Consider the following 16472-nt stretch of genomic DNA (forward strand, 5'->3'; position numbering starts at 1 on the left):
TGAAAAGGAGGAAATCATAATGCGAAAAAAATGGCTTCGGTTACTTGTTGTCTTGTTACTGATGTTCATTCCATTATCCAGTTATCAGCTACCAGTCGAAGCAGCTAGCTCAACATTCATCACGAAAGGTTCGACAACGAACAAAGTGGTGGCATTGACGTTCGATGACGGGGCGGATGGTACAAACATCGGTAAAATTCTCAGTATCTTAAAAAGTAACAATGTCAAAGCAACCTTCTTCCTGACCGGTGCCGGTGCCGCGAATCACCCACAGTCGATCAAAAATATCGCGAATGCAACACCGACGCATCAAATTGGAAATCACTCCTACAGTCACCCCGATTTTACGACTTTGTCTGCAAGTCAGATGACAAGTGAATTGACACGGACGGAAAGTCTGCTTAACTCATTAACGGGACAGACAACAAAACCAATTTTCCGGGCTCCATTTGGTGCAAGCAACAGTGCTGTTTTAGCAGCCGTCGGTAATGCAGGTTACACGAAAACGATTCAATGGAACATCGATACGACGGACTGGAAAGGAATCAGTTCTACCGCAATCTTGAACCGCGTCATTCCGAACATCGTTCCGGGATCGATCGTCTTAATGCATACGGGTGCCGGTGCATCCGGAACCCCAACCGCCCTTCCTTCAATGATTACGCAACTGAAAGCTAAAGGGTATACGTTCGTTACGGTTTCTGAATTACTGCAACTCCCGACTTCAGGTAGTAAAACGTATACCGTCAAGTCTGGCGATACGCTCTATAAAATCGCAAACCTCTATAACATTTCTGTCAGCGCTTTAGCTAAAGCAAATAACATCACCAACTTTAACCTGATTTCTGTCGGACAAGTCTTGACGATTCCCGGTACGTCGACGACACCTCCCCCAAGCTCAACGACTTCTTATACCGTCAAAAGCGGGGATACACTCTATTCTATCGCTCGGAAGTACGACGTTTCCGTCAGTGCACTCGCTTCAGCAAACAACATCACTAACCTCAATTTGATTTCTGTTGGTCAAGTGTTAAAAATTCCCGGTACGTCAACAACACCTCCCCCAACAACGACTTCTTATACCGTCAAAAGTGGAGATACGCTTTATGCGATTGCCCGTAAGTACAATGTGACAGTCAGCTCGCTCGCAGCAGCGAATAAGATTACGAATGTCAGCTTGATTTCAATCGGACAAGTATTGGTCATCCCATCCAAATAATTTGACTTGATGTTCCCTCAAAACGTTTCGAAACACCATCTTTCGGCAGATAAACCTGTCTCCTGAAATTTAAAACAGCAAGCCTTCCTCGTTTCGGTCGACGGGGAAGGCTTGCTGTTTATTAAGATCGTACGTTTTCTAGACCGAGATCACACGTAACGAGATCCGCATATGTTTGGCGCCGGACGACTTCCCGCGCTTCCCCTTGATTGACGAAGACGACTGCCGGACGTAAAAATTGATTGTAGTTGCTCGCCATCGAGAAATTATAGGCACCCGTCCCGAAGACCGCCAGCGTATCCCCGCTAGCCGGTTCCGCCAATTGCGCTTTTTCTGCGACTAAATCGCCGGATTCGCAAGCAGCACCAACGACCGTCACTTCGCGCAGCGTTCCTGTCACCCGATTGGCGATGACTGTTTCGTAGACTGCACCGTACAGCGCAGGACGGATATTGTCTGCCATGCCGCCATCAACAGACAGATACGTCCGAACCCCTTGGACTTCTTTAATCGCCCCGACCGTATAGAGTGTCGTCCCGGCATTCGCGACAACCCACCGCCCTGGTTCAATCCCAATCCGTGGACGTTCGATTCCAAGTCGTGTCGACTCTTCCTCGATGATTGCCATGACGTGCTCCATCGTTTGCTCAAAGTTAAGCGGGACATCGTCTTTCGTATATGCAATCCCGAATCCACCGCCGACGTTGACTTCGCTCGCCGTGAATTCCGTTTCTTGACGAATCGTTTCGACAAACCCCATCATCGTCCGCGCCGTCCGCTCGAACAACGAAAGATCTTGGATTTGTGATCCAACGTGACAATGAATACCGAGCAGGACAAGATGTTCCGACGCTAAGATTGCCCGAACGGCTTCAAGATACGAGGCATCATGGGTCGAGAACCCAAATTTCGTATCAACGCCGCCCGTCTGAATTTTAGTATGTGCCCCACCGATGACCTGGGGGACGATTCGAATCAATACGTTTACCGTCTGACAAGCATCTGCTGCAATTTGTTCGAGCTGTGCAATCTCACCGTAATGGTCGATGACGATTTTTCCGACGCCTTCTTCGACGGCATACCGTAAATCCTGCGTCGATTTGTTCGAGCCGTGGAAATAGATCCGTTCTGCCGGTACACCCGCTTGACGCGCGATGTAAAGCTCGCCCCCCGTCACGACATCGATTCCGAGTCCGTGACGTACGACTTGCTGATAGACGGCACCAATCGTCAACGCTTTTGAAGCAAAGGAAGCATACGTATTCGGATATTTCGTTAAGAAACCATCTCGTACGGTCGCTAAACGGTCTGTCAGTTCACGCTCTGCCATCACGTAAAGGGGTGTTCCATATTGTGCTGCTAAATCTGTTGCTGCGACACCATCGATTTGAAGCGTGTTGTCTTGTTCCGTCAAATACGAGCTTCCGTACATAAATAGTTCCTCCTTATAGATAACGGTGTGCCAATCGCCATGAGCGTGCACACATCTGTTCCGAATTATTTGCCGTTCCCGTCCGTGTGATGTCGTCGATTTCAATTCCGTCCCCGTACAAGACGACTTCATCCCCGACTTCGACTGTCGAATCAACGGCAACGAACGTATGGCTCATGAATAATTTACTAATGATTGAATACGGTTTCCCGTGAATCAATACAGGTAAAGCGGACCGCCCTCGGACGACCCCGTCTCCATAACCGACCGGTAAGACGGCGACACGAAGCGGTTGATCCGTCGTGTAAGACGTACCGTATCCGACGTGTTCGTCCGCCCCAACTTCACGGATTTCAACGACTTCTGTCGTCATCCGTAATGTAGGGACTAACCAGTCCATCTTTTCAATCGGTGAATAACCGAACAAAAAGATACCGGGACGAACATAGTTACAAAAGGCGAGGCGCTCGTCATGTTTGACGATCGTCGCACTATTTTCAGCATGCATGTACGTAAATTCATGTTGTGTCTGGACGACGTTCGCAATCGCTAAGAAACGCTCGACTTGTCCATCATGGTCCGCTCCCGGCTCGTCTGCGAGCGGAAAATGTGTATATAGCCCTGTCAAACAGAGCTGTTGCTCTTGCACTACTTCAAGGACTGCTTGCGCTTCTTCAAGTGAACTGACACCAAAACGGTTCATCCCGACATTGACCTTTAAATGGAGTTCGATGTTCGAAAGGTCTGCTTGATACCGCTTCAACCAATCTACCGACGGGATTCCAAGCGCGATGCCATAGTCTCGAGCCGCCTCGAACTGAGTCGCTGGATTCATCGCTAAGACATAACTGTCTGGAAAATTCGTTTTAATTTCAATTGCCTCATAAACTTCAGCGACAGCGAAATGATGCACGCCCGCTTCCATCAATGTCCCGACCATTTCAAGCATACCTAAGTTATAGGCATTATTCTTCACCACGGCGAAAATCTGTTTTTGCGATCGAGCGAAGACCGATGCGACATTTTGTCGCACCGCTTCCCGATCGATTGTTACGCGTGTACGTGTATTCATTCAGCTACCGCTGGTGTGACGTGTGTCAACCAGTCTGCATATTGCGGGAGTTGTCCTGAGACCGTTTGTCGGTAAAGCTCGAGTAATTCATCCGCGACAGCCCGTGTTCCGCCGTTGATTGTAATATGGTCGATTTCACCAACACTCGTGATTTCTGCCGCTGTCCCTGTTAAGAAAATCTCGTCTGCGACATACAGCTCGTCACGCCCGATATGACGTTCGACGACCGGGTACCCTTGATCTTGCGCGAGGCGCATGATGACTTGACGCGTGATGCCGTCAAGGACAGAACAGTCTAGTGACGGCGTGTAGATTGTCCCGTTTTTCAACATGAACAAGTTCGCGACACTTGCCTCACTGACATTACCGTTCATATCGAGTGCGATTGCTTCGTCAAATCCATCACGAAGGGCTTCGCCTTTTAAGAGTTGTGAGTTCATATAGTTCGCAGCGGCTTTCGCTTGCATCGGCATCATCGTTGACGATACCCGACGGTAAGAGGCGACTTTCGCACGAATGCCGACACCTTTATCGAAGTATTCACCAAGTTCCCAACATGAGATGCCGACGTGAACCGTCGTATCTTTTGCCATCAAGGCTTGCCACGGTGTACCGAGGAAAACGAATGGACGGATGTAACAAGACTCAAAGCCATTTTTCGCAACGAGATCAATCGTTGCCTGGACAAGTTCTTCCACTGTATATGGAATCGTGACGTGATAGAACGCGCAACTCCGGAAGAGACGTTCGATGTGTTCCGTCAATTGAAAAATTGCCGGACCGTCAGGCGTCGCGTAAGCACGAATCCCTTCGAAAAAACCACTTCCGTAATGAATCGCGTGTGACATGACGCTCGTATTCGCTTCTTTTGGATCATGAAAAATCCCGTCTAACCAAATCGCTTCACCATACTGTGTATCCACTGCCATGTGTTTTCCTCCTCTTCGACGTCAATCAGAGTGAACGTAAATCATCCACTAGTTGCGTCTTCTCTGCTGTTTTTTCGTCTTTCTGTTTGATGACGCGTGCTGGTGTTCCAGCAACGACGCTACCTGCAGGGACGTCTTCTGTGACGACACTGCCTGCTGCAACGACTGCATCTTTTCCGACACGGACGCCTTCCAAGATGACGGCGTTCGCTCCGATCAAGACACCATCTTCGATGATGACCGGTGTTTTTGAAGGTGGCTCAAGGACACCTGCGACCACGGCACCTGCGCCGACATGAACGTTTTTCCCAATCGTGCCACGTGCTCCGACGACGGCGTTCATATCAATCATTGTACCATCTCCGATCGATGCACCGATATTGATGATTGCACCCATCATGATGACGGCGTTATCGCCGATGACGACATGATCCCGAATCCACGAACCCGGTTCGATTCGCGCATTCAAGTGACGTGTGTCAAGCATCGGTACAGCACTGTTCCGACGATCGTATTCGACGTGGACGTCCGTGATTCGGTCTGAATACTTTTCTAAGAAAGTCGCAGCAAGTCCTGCATCTGCAAAGAAAATTTTTGATTCATCCGATCCGAAAGCTGTCGCCCCTTCAATCGTCAAGCCCGCTAAATCGCCATTGACGTAAAGTTTGACCGGTGTCTGTTTTTTAGCATCTTTAATGAATTTCGCAATTTCGTAAGCATCAGTTAGTAACATGTGAATCCTCCTGTGAGTAGAGCGTCTCTAACGTGTAGAGTCCCGCCGATTTTTGAATGAGTGCTTCGGCTGCTTTAATCGCACCTGAAGCAAATACTTTTTTTGATAATGCCGTGTGCTTGATTTCAATCAATTCATCGACCCCGGCGAACAACACTTCATGTTCACCGAAAATTGTTCCACCACGCATCGAGTGCATGCCGATCTCAGACGCTTGGCGTTTTTCCCGTGTCGATTCACGTTCATAGACCGGCTGGACGTCACGGAGTTCTTGAATCGTCCGCAATAAGAGTTCTGCCGTCCCGCTTGGTGCATCGACCTTTTGATTGTGGTGCTTTTCTAATAGTTCGATATCGAACGAACTGGCGAGTGGTACGAGCACCTGTAACAATTGCTGCATCATCGCGATCCCGAACGACATGTTGTACGACTGAAAAATTGGAATTTCAGTCGAAGCGTCTTTTATCGTTTGTAACTCCGCTTCCGAAAATCCGGTCGTCGCGATGACGAGCGGTGTTTTCGTTTTGAGGCCATACGCCAGTAAATCCGGCAACAAGCTCGGGTGAGAGAAATCGATGATGGCATCGACTTCTTCTGTTAGCTCGGACACCGTTTGATACGAAGGAATTTTCTCCGCTGACTTCGTCTGATCGATAACGGCGACAACTTCAGCGGGTGCCAATTCCTCGACATAATGCCCTGTCGCACCATATCCATGAATGGCAAGCTTCATCGAACCACTCCTTTATAAGCACGCATCGTCTCGAGTAAGTGTGCATGCCCGGCTTCGGATTGGCGAACGAGCGGCAAGCGTGGTGCACCGACTGCAAACCCGACTTCTTCGAGTGCTGCTTTAACAGGAATCGGGTTGACGTCACTAAAGATGGCTGCGATGACAGGCATTAAATCACTTTGAATGCGTCGTGCCGTCACTAAGTCGTTTGCGAGCACGGCTTCAGCAAGCGCTTGTGTTTCTGCCGGGTACGGGTTCGACAGGACCGAGATGACACCTTGTGCTCCCCATGCCATGTACGGCAGGATTTGATCGTCGTTGCCACAGAAGACTGCAAAACCTTCGGGGAGTGCCGTCATCAATTCACCCATGAAACTGACATCCCCGCTCGCTTCTTTGAATGCTTGAATGTTCGGATGCTCCGCGAGTGTTACAGCTGTCTCAACTGCAATCGCGACACCCGTCCGTGAAGGTACGTTGTATAACATGATGGGTAATTCGACAGCATCCGCGACTGCGGTAAAGTGAGCAATCAAACCGGCTTGTGACGTTTTATTGTAATACGGTGTCACGAGCATCGCTGCATCCGCTCCGAGCCGCTGAGCCGTTTTCGTTTTTTCAATCGTCTGTGCCGTATTGTTCGTTCCCGTACCGGCAATGACCGGAACACGACCTGCCGTGACACGGACTGCTGTCTCAAGTAACGTTTCGAACTCTTCGCTCGAAAGCGTCGATCCTTCACCTGTCGTCCCGGCGACGACGAGCGCTTGGATATTGGCTGCAAGTTGCTGTTCAATCAACTGTTCAAAAACGACTAAGTCGAGTTCACCTGCTGAATTGAACGGTGTCGCTAGTGCTGTTCCTGCTCCTTTGAACATGTTAAATTCCTCCTTAGTATGATTAAGAATGGATGCCGTTTTCTAAAGCATGACGCGCGACCTGGACTGCATTTGACGCCGCGCCTTTTCGAATGTTATCCGCGACACACCACAGATGGAATGTGTTCGCGAGCGTTTGATCTTGACGAATCCGCCCGACGTACACTTCGTCCGTCCCGCTTGCATCAAGCGGCATCGGGTACTGATTTCGCGAAACATCATCAACCAGTACGACGCCTGGCGCGTCAGCAAGTGCTGTGCGAATCGCTTCGACCGTCGTCTCGTTTGAAAACGTCACGTTGATTGCAACCGAATGCGAATTTGTGACGGGAACACGGACACACGTCGCACTGACCGGTAAGTTCGGTTGGTTAAAAATCTTCCGTGTCTCGTCAATCATTTTTTGCTCTTCTTTCGTGTACCCGTCTTCTAAGAAGACATCGATATGCGGCAAGATATTATCATGGATCGGGTGCGGATAGTTGACCGGTTCTTCACCGCGGCTGCCTCGCGCCAAGTCCTCAATTCCTTTTTGACCGGAACCGGAGACTGCTTGATACGTCGTATACGTGATTCGTTCAAAACCTAAGTGTTTGAGTGGTGCCAGGGCAACGACGGATTGAATCGTCGAGCAGTTCGGATTAGCGATCAGTCGGTCGGTGCTGCTGACCGCTTCCGGATTGACTTCTGGTACGACGAGCGGAATCGTCTCTTGCATCCGGAAAGCACTTGAATTATCGACGACAAGTGTTCCGTGTTCTGCCAGCAAGGGGGCATACTGTTCACTGATTGCTCCACCGGCTGCGAATAATGCGACGTCGATCCCGTGATGGATGATGTCTTCCGATAAAGCTGTAATCGTCACGTCCGTTCCATTAAACGAAACGACTTTTCCTGCTGATCGTTCTGAAGCATACGCCGACAGTTGACCGACTGGAAAATCGAGTTCCTTCAAGACTTGTAACATCTTTTGTCCGACGGCGCCTGTCGCACCGATGACTGCTACGTGGTACATGTTCATTCCTCCTTACAGGCTAAACGCGTTCGCGATCGCCGCGACCGTTCGTTCGATATCTGCTTGTGCGATTGTATACGAGATACTGATTTCTGATGTCGTGACTTGATAAAACGTGATGTTCTCGGCACGGAACGTCGCAAATAATTTTGATGCGACGCCCGTTGCGTCACGCATTCCGATTCCGACGACCGATAACTTGGCATGCTCGTTATGACGATCGACTTTAACGGTCGGAAAACGATCGATGATATCTTTCAGTGCCTCTTCGAGAAACTCTTCTTCATCGAGTGGACAAGAGAACGAGAGGAACACGTCACTATCAAAGGTCGTTTGACTGATCATGTCGATATTGACATGGCGATTCGATAACAATTCAAAAATGTCGGCGACTGCTGAATTGGTTTGTGGAACGTGTTTGATTGAAACCGTCAAAACATTTTTCGTTACACTGACGCTCGTGACTGCTTTTTGTTCCATCGTTTCTGTTGCCTCCATGATCCAAGTCCCTCTTTCCGATTCAAGTGTTTTCCCAACAAAGATATGCACGCCGTATTTTTTCCCGAGTTCGACGCTGCGCATCTCCATTACCTTCGACCCCAGTGCACTCATTTCCATCATTTCATCATATGAAATTTGTGGAATCGGCTGTGCCGCTTGATGAATCCGCGGATCCGCCGTATAGACACCGTCGACATCCGTATAGATTTCACAGCGCTTATCAAGGACGGCCGCTAAGGCGACAGCCGTTGTGTCTGATCCACCACGACCGAGTGTTGTAACATCCCCAAGCTCGTTGACACCTTGGAATCCGGCGACGATGACGACATCATAGGTTTCGAGTTTCTTTCGTAACAAGTCCCCGTCAATTTGTTTAATCTTACTTTTTGTATGAACCCCCATCGTGCTGATTCCTGCCTGCGCACCTGTTTGTGATAAGGCTTTTACTCCGACGGAATTTAAGGCGATGCTGAGTAACGAAATCGTTTGTTCTTCGCCGATTGCGAGCAATCGATCGAGTTCACGTCGTTCAGGACGATCCGTGATTGCTTGCGCTTGTGCGATGAGCGAGTCTGTCATCTTCCCCATCGCAGAGACGACGACCACTAATTTTTCACCTTGTTCTGTCCGATTTTTTAAATAATTCGCAATTGACTGAATCTGTTCGACAGTCGCGACCGAGCTACCACCAAATTTAAGTACAGTTGTCACAATCCTATCTCCTTTGTCCCGAAACAGAAAAAAACGACGGGCCGGTAGGAGCGTTCCTACGGCCCGTCGTTATCACGATCGGACAAACGAAGACAAAGTCTTTCGTTCTTTTACGTAAGATAGCGCTCCGAAACATCGGTTTCGGCAGTACAACGGATCTTAACCGTTGTACCAGCAAATGAGAAGAAGCATCTTTCTCATTCACTTCGGCGGATTTCCCCTTTCACATCACTCAGCATGCTCGCTTCAATAAATGATGTTACTGATGTCATCCGCGCCTCTATCTGTCGGTTGTTAGTTACAGTTATAGCAAACATTTTTTGTTAAATCCAGTCATTTGCTAAAATTTTTTCATTTTTCCGTTAATCCGTGAGTTTTTTCTTCGCTTGATCGAGTTGTACAGAAACAGCAGCAAAACCTGTCCCGCCGTAACTTCCTCTTCTTGCTACTGCTTGCACCGGGTCGAGGAGCGGATAAACATCTTCCGCGATGACGGAGTGGAACGTTTGATACGTTTCAAGCGTTAAATCTTTTAAGAAACAATTCGTCTGAACACAATGGAGGACCGCTTTTCCGACGATTTCATGCGCTTCCCGGAAAGGAACACCTTTTGTGACGAGATAATCTGCTAGTTCCGTCGCATTCGAGAAGTCTTGCATTGTCGCCTTCTTGAGCGCTTCTGTCTTAAACGTTGCTGATTCGAGCATTCCCGTAAAGATTTGAACGGATTGTAAAACGGTATCTGCCGTATCGAAGACACCTTCTTTATCTTCTTGCATGTCTTTATTGTAAGCGAGCGGTAATGCTTTCATCGTCGTCAGGAACCCCATCAGGTTTCCATAGACACGCCCTGTTTTTCCGCGAATCAATTCAGCGAAGTCCGGGTTTTTCTTTTGTGGCATCATGCTCGAACCCGTTGAAAATGCATCTGACAATTCGATGAATGAAAATTCTTGCGACGCCCAGATGATGATTTCTTCACAAAAGCGTGAGAGGTGCATCATGACCGTCGAAGCAATCCCGAGGTATTCAATGACGAAGTCACGGTCCGATACAGCATCGAGGCTGTTCGGATAGACGTGCTCAAATCCGAGCAGTTCCGCTGACTTGAAACGGTCAATCGGGAATGTCGTCCCGGCGAGTGCCCCAGCACCGAGCGGCGAAATCCGAATCCGTTTCAAATTATCTGTCAGACGATCTACGTCACGGTCGAACATCCAAAAATACGCGAGTAGATGGTGTGCAAGTGAAATCGGTTGTGCCCGCTGTAAGTGGGTATACCCCGGCATGACGGTTTCGATGTGTACATCCGCCTGTTCCGTGATCACCGTCTGTAAGTTGCGGAGGCTTTCGATTAAATCAAGCACATGTTGTTCCATCCACAAATGTAAATCCGTCGCAACCTGGTCGTTCCGACTTCTCGCTGTATGCAACTTCCCTGCGACCGGTCCGATTTGTTCCGTCAGCAACCGTTCGAGATTCATGTGGATGTCTTCGTCAGCAAGCGAATAGACATGTGTTCCAATCGAAGCTTGTAACGTCTTGAGACCCGCTTCGATTTTTTTCCATTCCGTCTCTTCTAGGATACCTTGTTGATACAACATATTGGCATGGGCGAGACTTCCTTCTAAATCAACTGCCGCAAGCTTTTGGTCGAATGAAATCGATGCCCCAAACGCTTCAGCCTGAGCGGAAGCCCCTTCTGTAAACCGTCCGCCCCAAAGTTTCGTCATTTTGTCACGCCTTCCTGCCGATGAACACTTGCGTGTGTCGCAATCGCAAGACCGTGCAATTTAATGAATCCTTTCGCTGCTTCATGATCGAACGCATCTTCTTTCGTATACGTCGCAAGCTTCTCGTCATAAAGTGACACCGGTGACTGACGTCCTGTGACCGTCGCATTCCCTTTGTAGAGTTTGACCCGTACTTCGCCCGTGACGTCTTGTTGCGTCGCTTTTAAGAATGCTTTCAGACCTTTCGTTAACGGTGCGTGGAACAAACCGTTGTAGATTGTTTCTGCATATTGTTGACTTAAAATCGGTTTGAAGTGAGCGACGTCTTTCGTCAATGTGATGGTCTCGAGTGCGGCATGGGCTTTTAGCAAGACCGTTGCTCCCGGGCATTCATACACTTCCCGCGATTTGATTCCGACGAGACGGTTCTCGACGTGGTCAATCCGTCCGACACCATGTGCTCCGGCGATGATGTTGAGTTCTGTAATCAACTTCGCCAGTGGGTAGACTGTTCCGTTGATTGAAGTCGGAACACCCGCTTCAAAACCGATAATGACTTCTTCTGCTTGATCCGGTGCTTCTTCCGGTGCGACCGTCAGTGCATAAGCATCTTGCGGCGGTTCTGTCCAAGGGTTTTCAAGGACACCACATTCGTTACTCCGTCCCCAAAGGTTCATATCGATTGAATATGGGCTGTCGAGATTGATTGGAATCGGGACATTGTTGTCTTTTGCATAAGCGATTTCCTCTTCACGTGACCATTTCCATTCCCGTACAGGGGCGATGACTTCCAGTGAAGGATCGAGTGCTGCGACCGAAACTTCAAACCGGACTTGGTCATTTCCTTTTCCTGTACAACCATGTGCAACGGCCGTTGCGCCATGTTGATGCGCAACTTCGACGAGCTTTTCAGCAATCAGCGGGCGAGACAGTGCCGAAATCAGTGGATACGCGCCTTCGTAGTGGGCGCCGTATTGAAGTGCTGGTAAGACGAATTCATTTGCGAATTCTTCTTTGACATCAAGAACAATCGATTCGACGGCTCCGACGAGCAACGCTTTTTCTTTGATGACAGTCAAATCTTTTCCTTCGCCGACGTCCATACATAAAGCGACGACATCATAATCCTTACTCAACCATTTGATTGCCACCGATGTATCAAGTCCCCCAGAATACGCTAAAATTAATTTTTGTTTCGTCATTATTAATTCCTCCCTGATTTCGAATTCATCTGTCTGTATAAAAATTCATTATTAATTATATATATACATAGACTTTCAAAAAAAGAAACCCTTTTTACAGGATTTCTTTAAAATTTCTCAATTAAACTTTCTTTTCCATCGTTCGGTGTGGGATGCCGGCATCATCAAATTCGTCGGACATGATGTTGTATCCTAAGCCTTGATAAAAAGGAATCGCTTGAACTTGAGCACCAAGCGTCAAGATGCTCCGACCCTCTCGTCTCGCCACGCGTTCCATTGCTCGCATCAGCTCACCGCCGTAGCCTTTCCCACGTGTCGCAGCTAGCGTCGCAACACGTTCGACCTTCATCCGTTGATCGTCGTAGGGACGTGTCCGTCCTGTCGCGACAGGGCGATTTTGTTCGTCAAGGACAAGCAAGTGAATCGCTGTTTCGTCATGGGTATCATATTCAAGATTACGAGGAACCCCTTGTTCTTCGACGAAGACCCGTTCGCGAATCATTCGGACTGCTTGGTGCTGCTCTGCTGTTTTTACTTGAATCACTGTCATGTTACTTGTTCCTCCTTCAATCGTTCTATGTAAGCAACTGCATCCTCATGCGTGTTGAACATCGCCTGTGCGACGTGCTCGCTACCACCACCACGTCCATTGAACGTCTTCAAATGGACTTTGGCAAATTTCCCAAGGTGGACCGGACTTGATCCTTGCATCAATAATTTTTTAGCTGATTCGTTCCAAATGAGTCCGAGACGTCCTGCTTCCGCAATCGCTTTGACTAGTCTTTCAGAGAATGGCAATGCCTCGTCAGCATGGTTTACGAAAATCCAATCCTCCGTCGACGCCAGTAGTTTATTGAGTTCCGTACGGACATGTGCGGCTTGAACTGTTTCAATCATCCGATTCAAGCGAACGACATCTTGTTTTAATTCTTCGACGGCTTGCGGCAGCTGCTCTTTTTTAGCCGATAACAATTGAGCGGTTTCACGCAAGGCACGTCTTTCCTTCGTTAACAACTCAAATGCGCGCCCTTTCGCGACGTACATCAGTCGAATATTCCCCCGAACCCGCTCCTGCCCTGTCAAGATAATCAATTCTAAATCAGCTGTCGATTCGAGGTGTGTTCCTCCACAGGCGCTATAGTCCAGTTCACCGATTTGGACGACACGAATCTTTCCTGTCACTTGGGGTGTTTTACGTAAAGGCAGTGCGAGTGCCGCCGCCTCGTCGTACTCGTTCGCCGTAATCGGTAACGCCGATGTAATGACGTGGCGCAATCTTTTTTCAAGACGCGCTTGCAAGGCATCATTCCATTCACCTGCTTCAATATCTAGTGTCGATTCTTCAGAGCCCGTCCGAAAACTTAATGTCTTGATATTGAACTCGTCCTGCAAAATCGCTGAGATTACGTGTTGCGCCGTATGTTGTGCCGCATGATCCGTCCGAACGGCGTCATCGATGACGCCCGTAACAGTACCTTCGATTTTTTGATCAACTTGATGCCACACGATACCGGCTTTAAGTTGAACGTCACGAACCTTCAAATCGTTTAATGTCCCTCGATCCGCCGGCTGTCCGCCACTCTCCGGATAAAAATAACTTTCTTCTAAAGCAACCCAGTATCCGTGTTCTTCTTTAACATCCGTCACGCGTGTCACGAACTTTCGGACCGCAGGATAAATTTGCTCCAGTCGCATGTCTACCCCACCTTTCTCAATCTATTCATTTGCTATTATGCCATATTTCGCCTAGTATCGTTTGTCGACTTGTCTATTTCCTAGTACACTAGATGAAAGACTATCGACCGCGAAGGGACGAAATGCCGTGATTCAGCACATCAATAAAAATTCACCACTCCCCATCTACTATCAAATTGAAGCTGCATTAAAACAACAAATCGAAGGCGGGGTGTTGCAACCCGGCGATTTAATTCCTTCTGAACGCGAATTTGCTGAAGCCCATCAAATTAGCCGGATGACCGTCCGCCAAGCCATCACGAATCTTGTCAACGCCGGCTATTTGATTCGTCAAAAAGGACGCGGCACATTCGTTGCGAATAAAAAAATCGTCATGCAATTATCTGGACTGACAAGCTTTTCGGAAGAAATGGAACATTTAGGGCTCGAACCTGCAAGCGAATTGTTGTCGTATCAGATGATTGCTGCCGAAATGACGATTGCCAATAAACTCGGAATTCGTGAAGGCGCGACCGTGTATGAATTGAAGCGACTCCGGATCGCTGATGAACAAGCGCTTGCGCTCGAGACCGTCTATATTCCGGAACAGTTGTTACCTGGATTGAATCAGGATGTTGCGACGGCGTCACTCTATGCTTTTGCTGAAGCAAGCGGACTCAACCTCGGTCGTGCAAGCCAGACGTTCGAATCACGCCTCGCGACAAAAGAAGAAGCGCAACATCTCGGACTGACGACAGCTGCGCCCGTCTTGTCGGTTGAACAATTGACTTTCCTCGCGACGGATCAACCGTTCGAGTATGTCATTTCTGCTTATCGGGGCGATCGCTATACGTTTACTGTTGAAATGGAACGCCGCCGCTAATGTTTAATATCACAAAAAGACCCTGCCGCAAAAGCCGGCAGGGTCTTTCAGCGTGTAGACAAAGTGATATCTGAAAATAAAAGTGTCTTTTTTCGTTGCTTTCCTCGGGCGAGGCGCAAGCCGTTACTCCTTGGCCCTCACGGCCAACGAGCAGGGTCTTGCCTGCCTCTGAAAGTGCGTTAAAAACGCACTTTTTCCCGTAGGAGTCAACGAAACATGACGCTTTTTAGGTAATACCGTGACGGAAGGCCGGGCATGAAGACGGTTTAGAGCGCCGCGATTCGTCTCGAATCGCTTAGAACCGCGAAAAGCAATCGGTCGCGACCCTGCAGCTTTGCTGTAGCGGCGCGGAAGATTGCCGCTTTGAAGACGAGGCGAGACAGGGAAGCGCGAACTGTTGCTTCTCGATATCACATTTTTACGTTTCATAAGAGTTTGCCTACAGTTTAAAAGACCCTGCCGCAAAAGCCGGCAGGGTCTTTTAAATCGTTATCGAGAATCAAACTTACACTTATTGAATCGTCGAATCGGTTTCTGTCGTTTGGTCCGTTTCCGCCGGTAACTCTGTTTCCTCTTTAATCGGCGCAACTTCTTGCCCCTGCATGGCTTGCGCTAAATTATTTTTGACGAGTTCTAATTGATTCGGATCCAGATGGTACTCCCATTTCCCACTGATTCCGATATAGCCTTCTCCAGCAAGCTGGTATTCCGTCGTATTTTGTAAAGCTGTCGTGTAGTCCGCGAGGCGCGTGTAGTCATTTGGACCTAAGTTTGTCTCAACATTATCTCCGACTGCGTTCAAAATATCACGGTATGCACCGAGTGAGCGGAAGCTTGCGGCTTCTTTTGCAACGGCTTGGATGACTTGCATTTGCTTTTGTCCACGACCGATGTCACCGAGTGGATCATCATGTCGGTTACGAACATAAGCGAGTGCTTGTTCTCCCGTCAGGTGCTGCATCCCTTTTTCCACGGTAATCGTATCTGCCTTACGTGCAGAATCTTGTTCTTTAAATGCATAACGGACGTCAAGATCGACACCGTTTAATGCATCGATCAATTGAACGAATCCTTGGAAATTTACTTTGACGACATGATCAATTTGAATCCCGAGAAGATTCTCCGTTGTCTCACGCGCTAACTTAATCCCGTTGTATGAGTTCGATTGATCCATCGAACCAAAATAATGCGCGTGGGTAATTTTATCTTGTTCGACCCCTGTTTTTCCATAAGGTACATCATAGTTCGAGTAGTCGATGTTGACGAGTGAATCACGCGGAATACTCGTTAAAACGAGTTGCTCCGACTCTTTATTCAAGATACCGACAATCATGACGTCAGAACGTGCCGGTTCATTCCGATCTTTACTTGCTTTTGTTTCATCGGTTCCTAAAATCAAGAAGGATTCGGACGGGACATCATCATATTTCGAACTCACTTTTGAGCCGGGGATTGTAATCTGTGTTTTTGCTAAAGTTTCTTGTGTTTTTATAAAAACCGCTCCAGCATAACCAGAACCAATCACTGTTAGAAGTAATAAAAGTGCTGCTACCACTTTTATGAACATCTTACCAGCGCTCGGTTGCCTCTTTCTTGCTGATCTCGTTTGCATGTTCAAGCCCTCATTTTCACGTAAATTTTCTGTAAAGTGCGCTAATCTCCATTATCCCTACATTTACTGAAATGTCAATTTACGATTCGATTAAACTATGACGCTTGCAACAGCATGCACTAAAGACATCGTATCTCCTAGCGAA

General features: G+C 48.2%; 15 protein-coding genes and 1 riboswitch. Of the genes, 2 read left to right on the top strand and 13 right to left on the bottom strand.

Annotation, left to right across the window (positions count from 1 at the left end; all coding sequences use genetic code 11):
• The first annotated feature begins 19 nt into the window (after positions 1 to 19).
• Entirely contained in the window at positions 20 to 1219 is a 1200-nt protein-coding gene (locus tag KNQ02_RS11895; RefSeq protein WP_214766731.1) for a LysM peptidoglycan-binding domain-containing protein, read from the top strand.
• 121 nt (positions 1220 to 1340) lie between these two features.
• On the opposite strand, the gene lysA is transcribed toward KNQ02_RS11895, so the two are convergent.
• From lysA to KNQ02_RS11955, 12 genes are all read right to left on the bottom strand, one after another.
• Positions 1341 to 2651, bottom strand: coding sequence for a diaminopimelate decarboxylase (gene lysA, locus KNQ02_RS11900; RefSeq protein WP_214766733.1), 1311 nt, complete (start codon positions 2649 to 2651; stop codon positions 1341 to 1343).
• A 13-nt stretch (positions 2652 to 2664) separates the two neighbouring features.
• Entirely contained in the window at positions 2665 to 3723 is a 1059-nt protein-coding gene (gene alr, locus KNQ02_RS11905; RefSeq protein ID WP_088836308.1) for an alanine racemase, read from the bottom strand.
• The gene (locus KNQ02_RS11910; RefSeq protein ID WP_029332625.1) at positions 3720 to 4652 is read right to left on the bottom strand and encodes a branched-chain amino acid transaminase; all 933 of its coding nucleotides are present in this window, start codon (positions 4650 to 4652) and stop codon (positions 3720 to 3722) included. The genes alr and KNQ02_RS11910 overlap by 4 nt, the downstream gene beginning before the upstream one ends.
• A gap of 25 nt (positions 4653 to 4677) precedes the next feature.
• A complete protein-coding gene (gene dapD / locus KNQ02_RS11915) occupies positions 4678 to 5385 on the bottom strand; it encodes a 2,3,4,5-tetrahydropyridine-2,6-dicarboxylate N-acetyltransferase (protein ID WP_088836307.1) in 708 nt (235 codons plus the stop codon).
• Complete coding sequence (gene dapB, locus KNQ02_RS11920) at positions 5372 to 6118, bottom strand: 4-hydroxy-tetrahydrodipicolinate reductase (protein WP_088836306.1); 747 nt, start codon at positions 6116 to 6118, stop codon at positions 5372 to 5374. Before dapB ends, dapD begins: the two co-directional genes overlap by 14 nt.
• On the bottom strand, positions 6115 to 6996 hold the full coding sequence (dapA, locus tag KNQ02_RS11925) for a 4-hydroxy-tetrahydrodipicolinate synthase (RefSeq protein WP_088836305.1): 882 nt from the start codon (positions 6994 to 6996) through the stop codon (positions 6115 to 6117). The genes dapB and dapA overlap by 4 nt, the downstream gene beginning before the upstream one ends.
• 22 nt (positions 6997 to 7018) lie before the next feature.
• The gene (locus KNQ02_RS11930) at positions 7019 to 8011 is read right to left on the bottom strand and encodes an aspartate-semialdehyde dehydrogenase (RefSeq protein WP_088836304.1); all 993 of its coding nucleotides are present in this window, start codon (positions 8009 to 8011) and stop codon (positions 7019 to 7021) included.
• 12 nt (positions 8012 to 8023) lie between these two features.
• Positions 8024 to 9223, bottom strand: coding sequence for an aspartate kinase (locus KNQ02_RS11935; protein WP_029332620.1), 1200 nt, complete (start codon positions 9221 to 9223; stop codon positions 8024 to 8026).
• 112 nt (positions 9224 to 9335) lie between these two features.
• A riboswitch (Lysine riboswitch) is annotated at positions 9336 to 9514 on the bottom strand.
• Positions 9515 to 9585: 71 nt separating this feature from the next.
• Positions 9586 to 10956: an argininosuccinate lyase gene (gene argH / locus KNQ02_RS11940; protein WP_214808625.1), complete on the bottom strand. Its 1371-nt coding sequence runs from the start codon at positions 10954 to 10956 to the stop codon at positions 9586 to 9588.
• Positions 10953 to 12158: an argininosuccinate synthase gene (locus KNQ02_RS11945; protein ID WP_088836302.1), complete on the bottom strand. Its 1206-nt coding sequence runs from the start codon at positions 12156 to 12158 to the stop codon at positions 10953 to 10955. Before KNQ02_RS11945 ends, argH begins: the two co-directional genes overlap by 4 nt.
• A 121-nt stretch (positions 12159 to 12279) precedes the next feature.
• Positions 12280 to 12708 carry a GNAT family N-acetyltransferase gene (locus tag KNQ02_RS11950; RefSeq protein ID WP_088836301.1) on the bottom strand — a complete coding sequence of 143 codons (429 nt, stop codon included), beginning with the start codon at positions 12706 to 12708 and terminating at the stop codon, positions 12280 to 12282.
• Positions 12705 to 13853, bottom strand: coding sequence for an alanine--tRNA ligase-related protein (locus KNQ02_RS11955; protein WP_088836300.1), 1149 nt, complete (start codon positions 13851 to 13853; stop codon positions 12705 to 12707). The genes KNQ02_RS11950 and KNQ02_RS11955 overlap by 4 nt, the downstream gene beginning before the upstream one ends.
• 127 nt (positions 13854 to 13980) lie before the next feature.
• Here KNQ02_RS11955 and phnF point away from each other — a divergent pair, with 127 nt between their 5' ends.
• Positions 13981 to 14715 (top strand): phosphonate metabolism transcriptional regulator PhnF, encoded by a 735-nt coding sequence (phnF, locus tag KNQ02_RS11960; RefSeq protein WP_088836299.1) that lies wholly within the window; start codon positions 13981 to 13983, stop codon positions 14713 to 14715.
• 511 nt (positions 14716 to 15226) lie between these two features.
• On the opposite strand, the gene KNQ02_RS11965 is transcribed toward phnF, so the two are convergent.
• The gene (locus KNQ02_RS11965; protein ID WP_088836298.1) at positions 15227 to 16327 is read right to left on the bottom strand and encodes an LCP family protein; all 1101 of its coding nucleotides are present in this window, start codon (positions 16325 to 16327) and stop codon (positions 15227 to 15229) included.
• Positions 16328 to 16472: the final 145 nt, after the last annotated feature.

The organism is Exiguobacterium sp. s102 (assembly GCF_018618635.1).
Lineage (GTDB): Bacteria > Bacillota > Bacilli > Exiguobacteriales > Exiguobacteriaceae > Exiguobacterium_A > Exiguobacterium_A oxidotolerans.

What these genes read in the sequence shown, in the direction of transcription:
- KNQ02_RS11895 (WP_214766731.1), top strand. Translation starts at nt 20, where the DNA reads ATGCGAAAAAAATGGCTTCGGTTACTTGTTGTCTTGTTACTGATGTTC.
- lysA (WP_214766733.1), bottom strand. Translation starts at nt 2,651, where the DNA reads ATGTACGGAAGCTCGTATTTGACGGAACAAGACAACACGCTTCAAATC.
- alr (WP_088836308.1), bottom strand. Translation starts at nt 3,723, where the DNA reads ATGAATACACGTACACGCGTAACAATCGATCGGGAAGCGGTGCGACAA.
- KNQ02_RS11910 (WP_029332625.1), bottom strand. Translation starts at nt 4,652, where the DNA reads ATGGCAGTGGATACACAGTATGGTGAAGCGATTTGGTTAGACGGGATT.
- dapD (WP_088836307.1), bottom strand. Translation starts at nt 5,385, where the DNA reads ATGTTACTAACTGATGCTTACGAAATTGCGAAATTCATTAAAGATGCT.
- dapB (WP_088836306.1), bottom strand. Translation starts at nt 6,118, where the DNA reads ATGAAGCTTGCCATTCATGGATATGGTGCGACAGGGCATTATGTCGAG.
- dapA (WP_088836305.1), bottom strand. Translation starts at nt 6,996, where the DNA reads ATGTTCAAAGGAGCAGGAACAGCACTAGCGACACCGTTCAATTCAGCA.
- KNQ02_RS11930 (WP_088836304.1), bottom strand. Translation starts at nt 8,011, where the DNA reads ATGTACCACGTAGCAGTCATCGGTGCGACAGGCGCCGTCGGACAAAAG.
- argH (WP_214808625.1), bottom strand. Translation starts at nt 10,956, where the DNA reads ATGACGAAACTTTGGGGCGGACGGTTTACAGAAGGGGCTTCCGCTCAG.
- KNQ02_RS11945 (WP_088836302.1), bottom strand. Translation starts at nt 12,158, where the DNA reads ATGACGAAACAAAAATTAATTTTAGCGTATTCTGGGGGACTTGATACA.
- KNQ02_RS11950 (WP_088836301.1), bottom strand. Translation starts at nt 12,708, where the DNA reads ATGACAGTGATTCAAGTAAAAACAGCAGAGCAGCACCAAGCAGTCCGA.
- KNQ02_RS11955 (WP_088836300.1), bottom strand. Translation starts at nt 13,853, where the DNA reads ATGCGACTGGAGCAAATTTATCCTGCGGTCCGAAAGTTCGTGACACGC.
- KNQ02_RS11965 (WP_088836298.1), bottom strand. Translation starts at nt 16,327, where the DNA reads ATGCAAACGAGATCAGCAAGAAAGAGGCAACCGAGCGCTGGTAAGATG.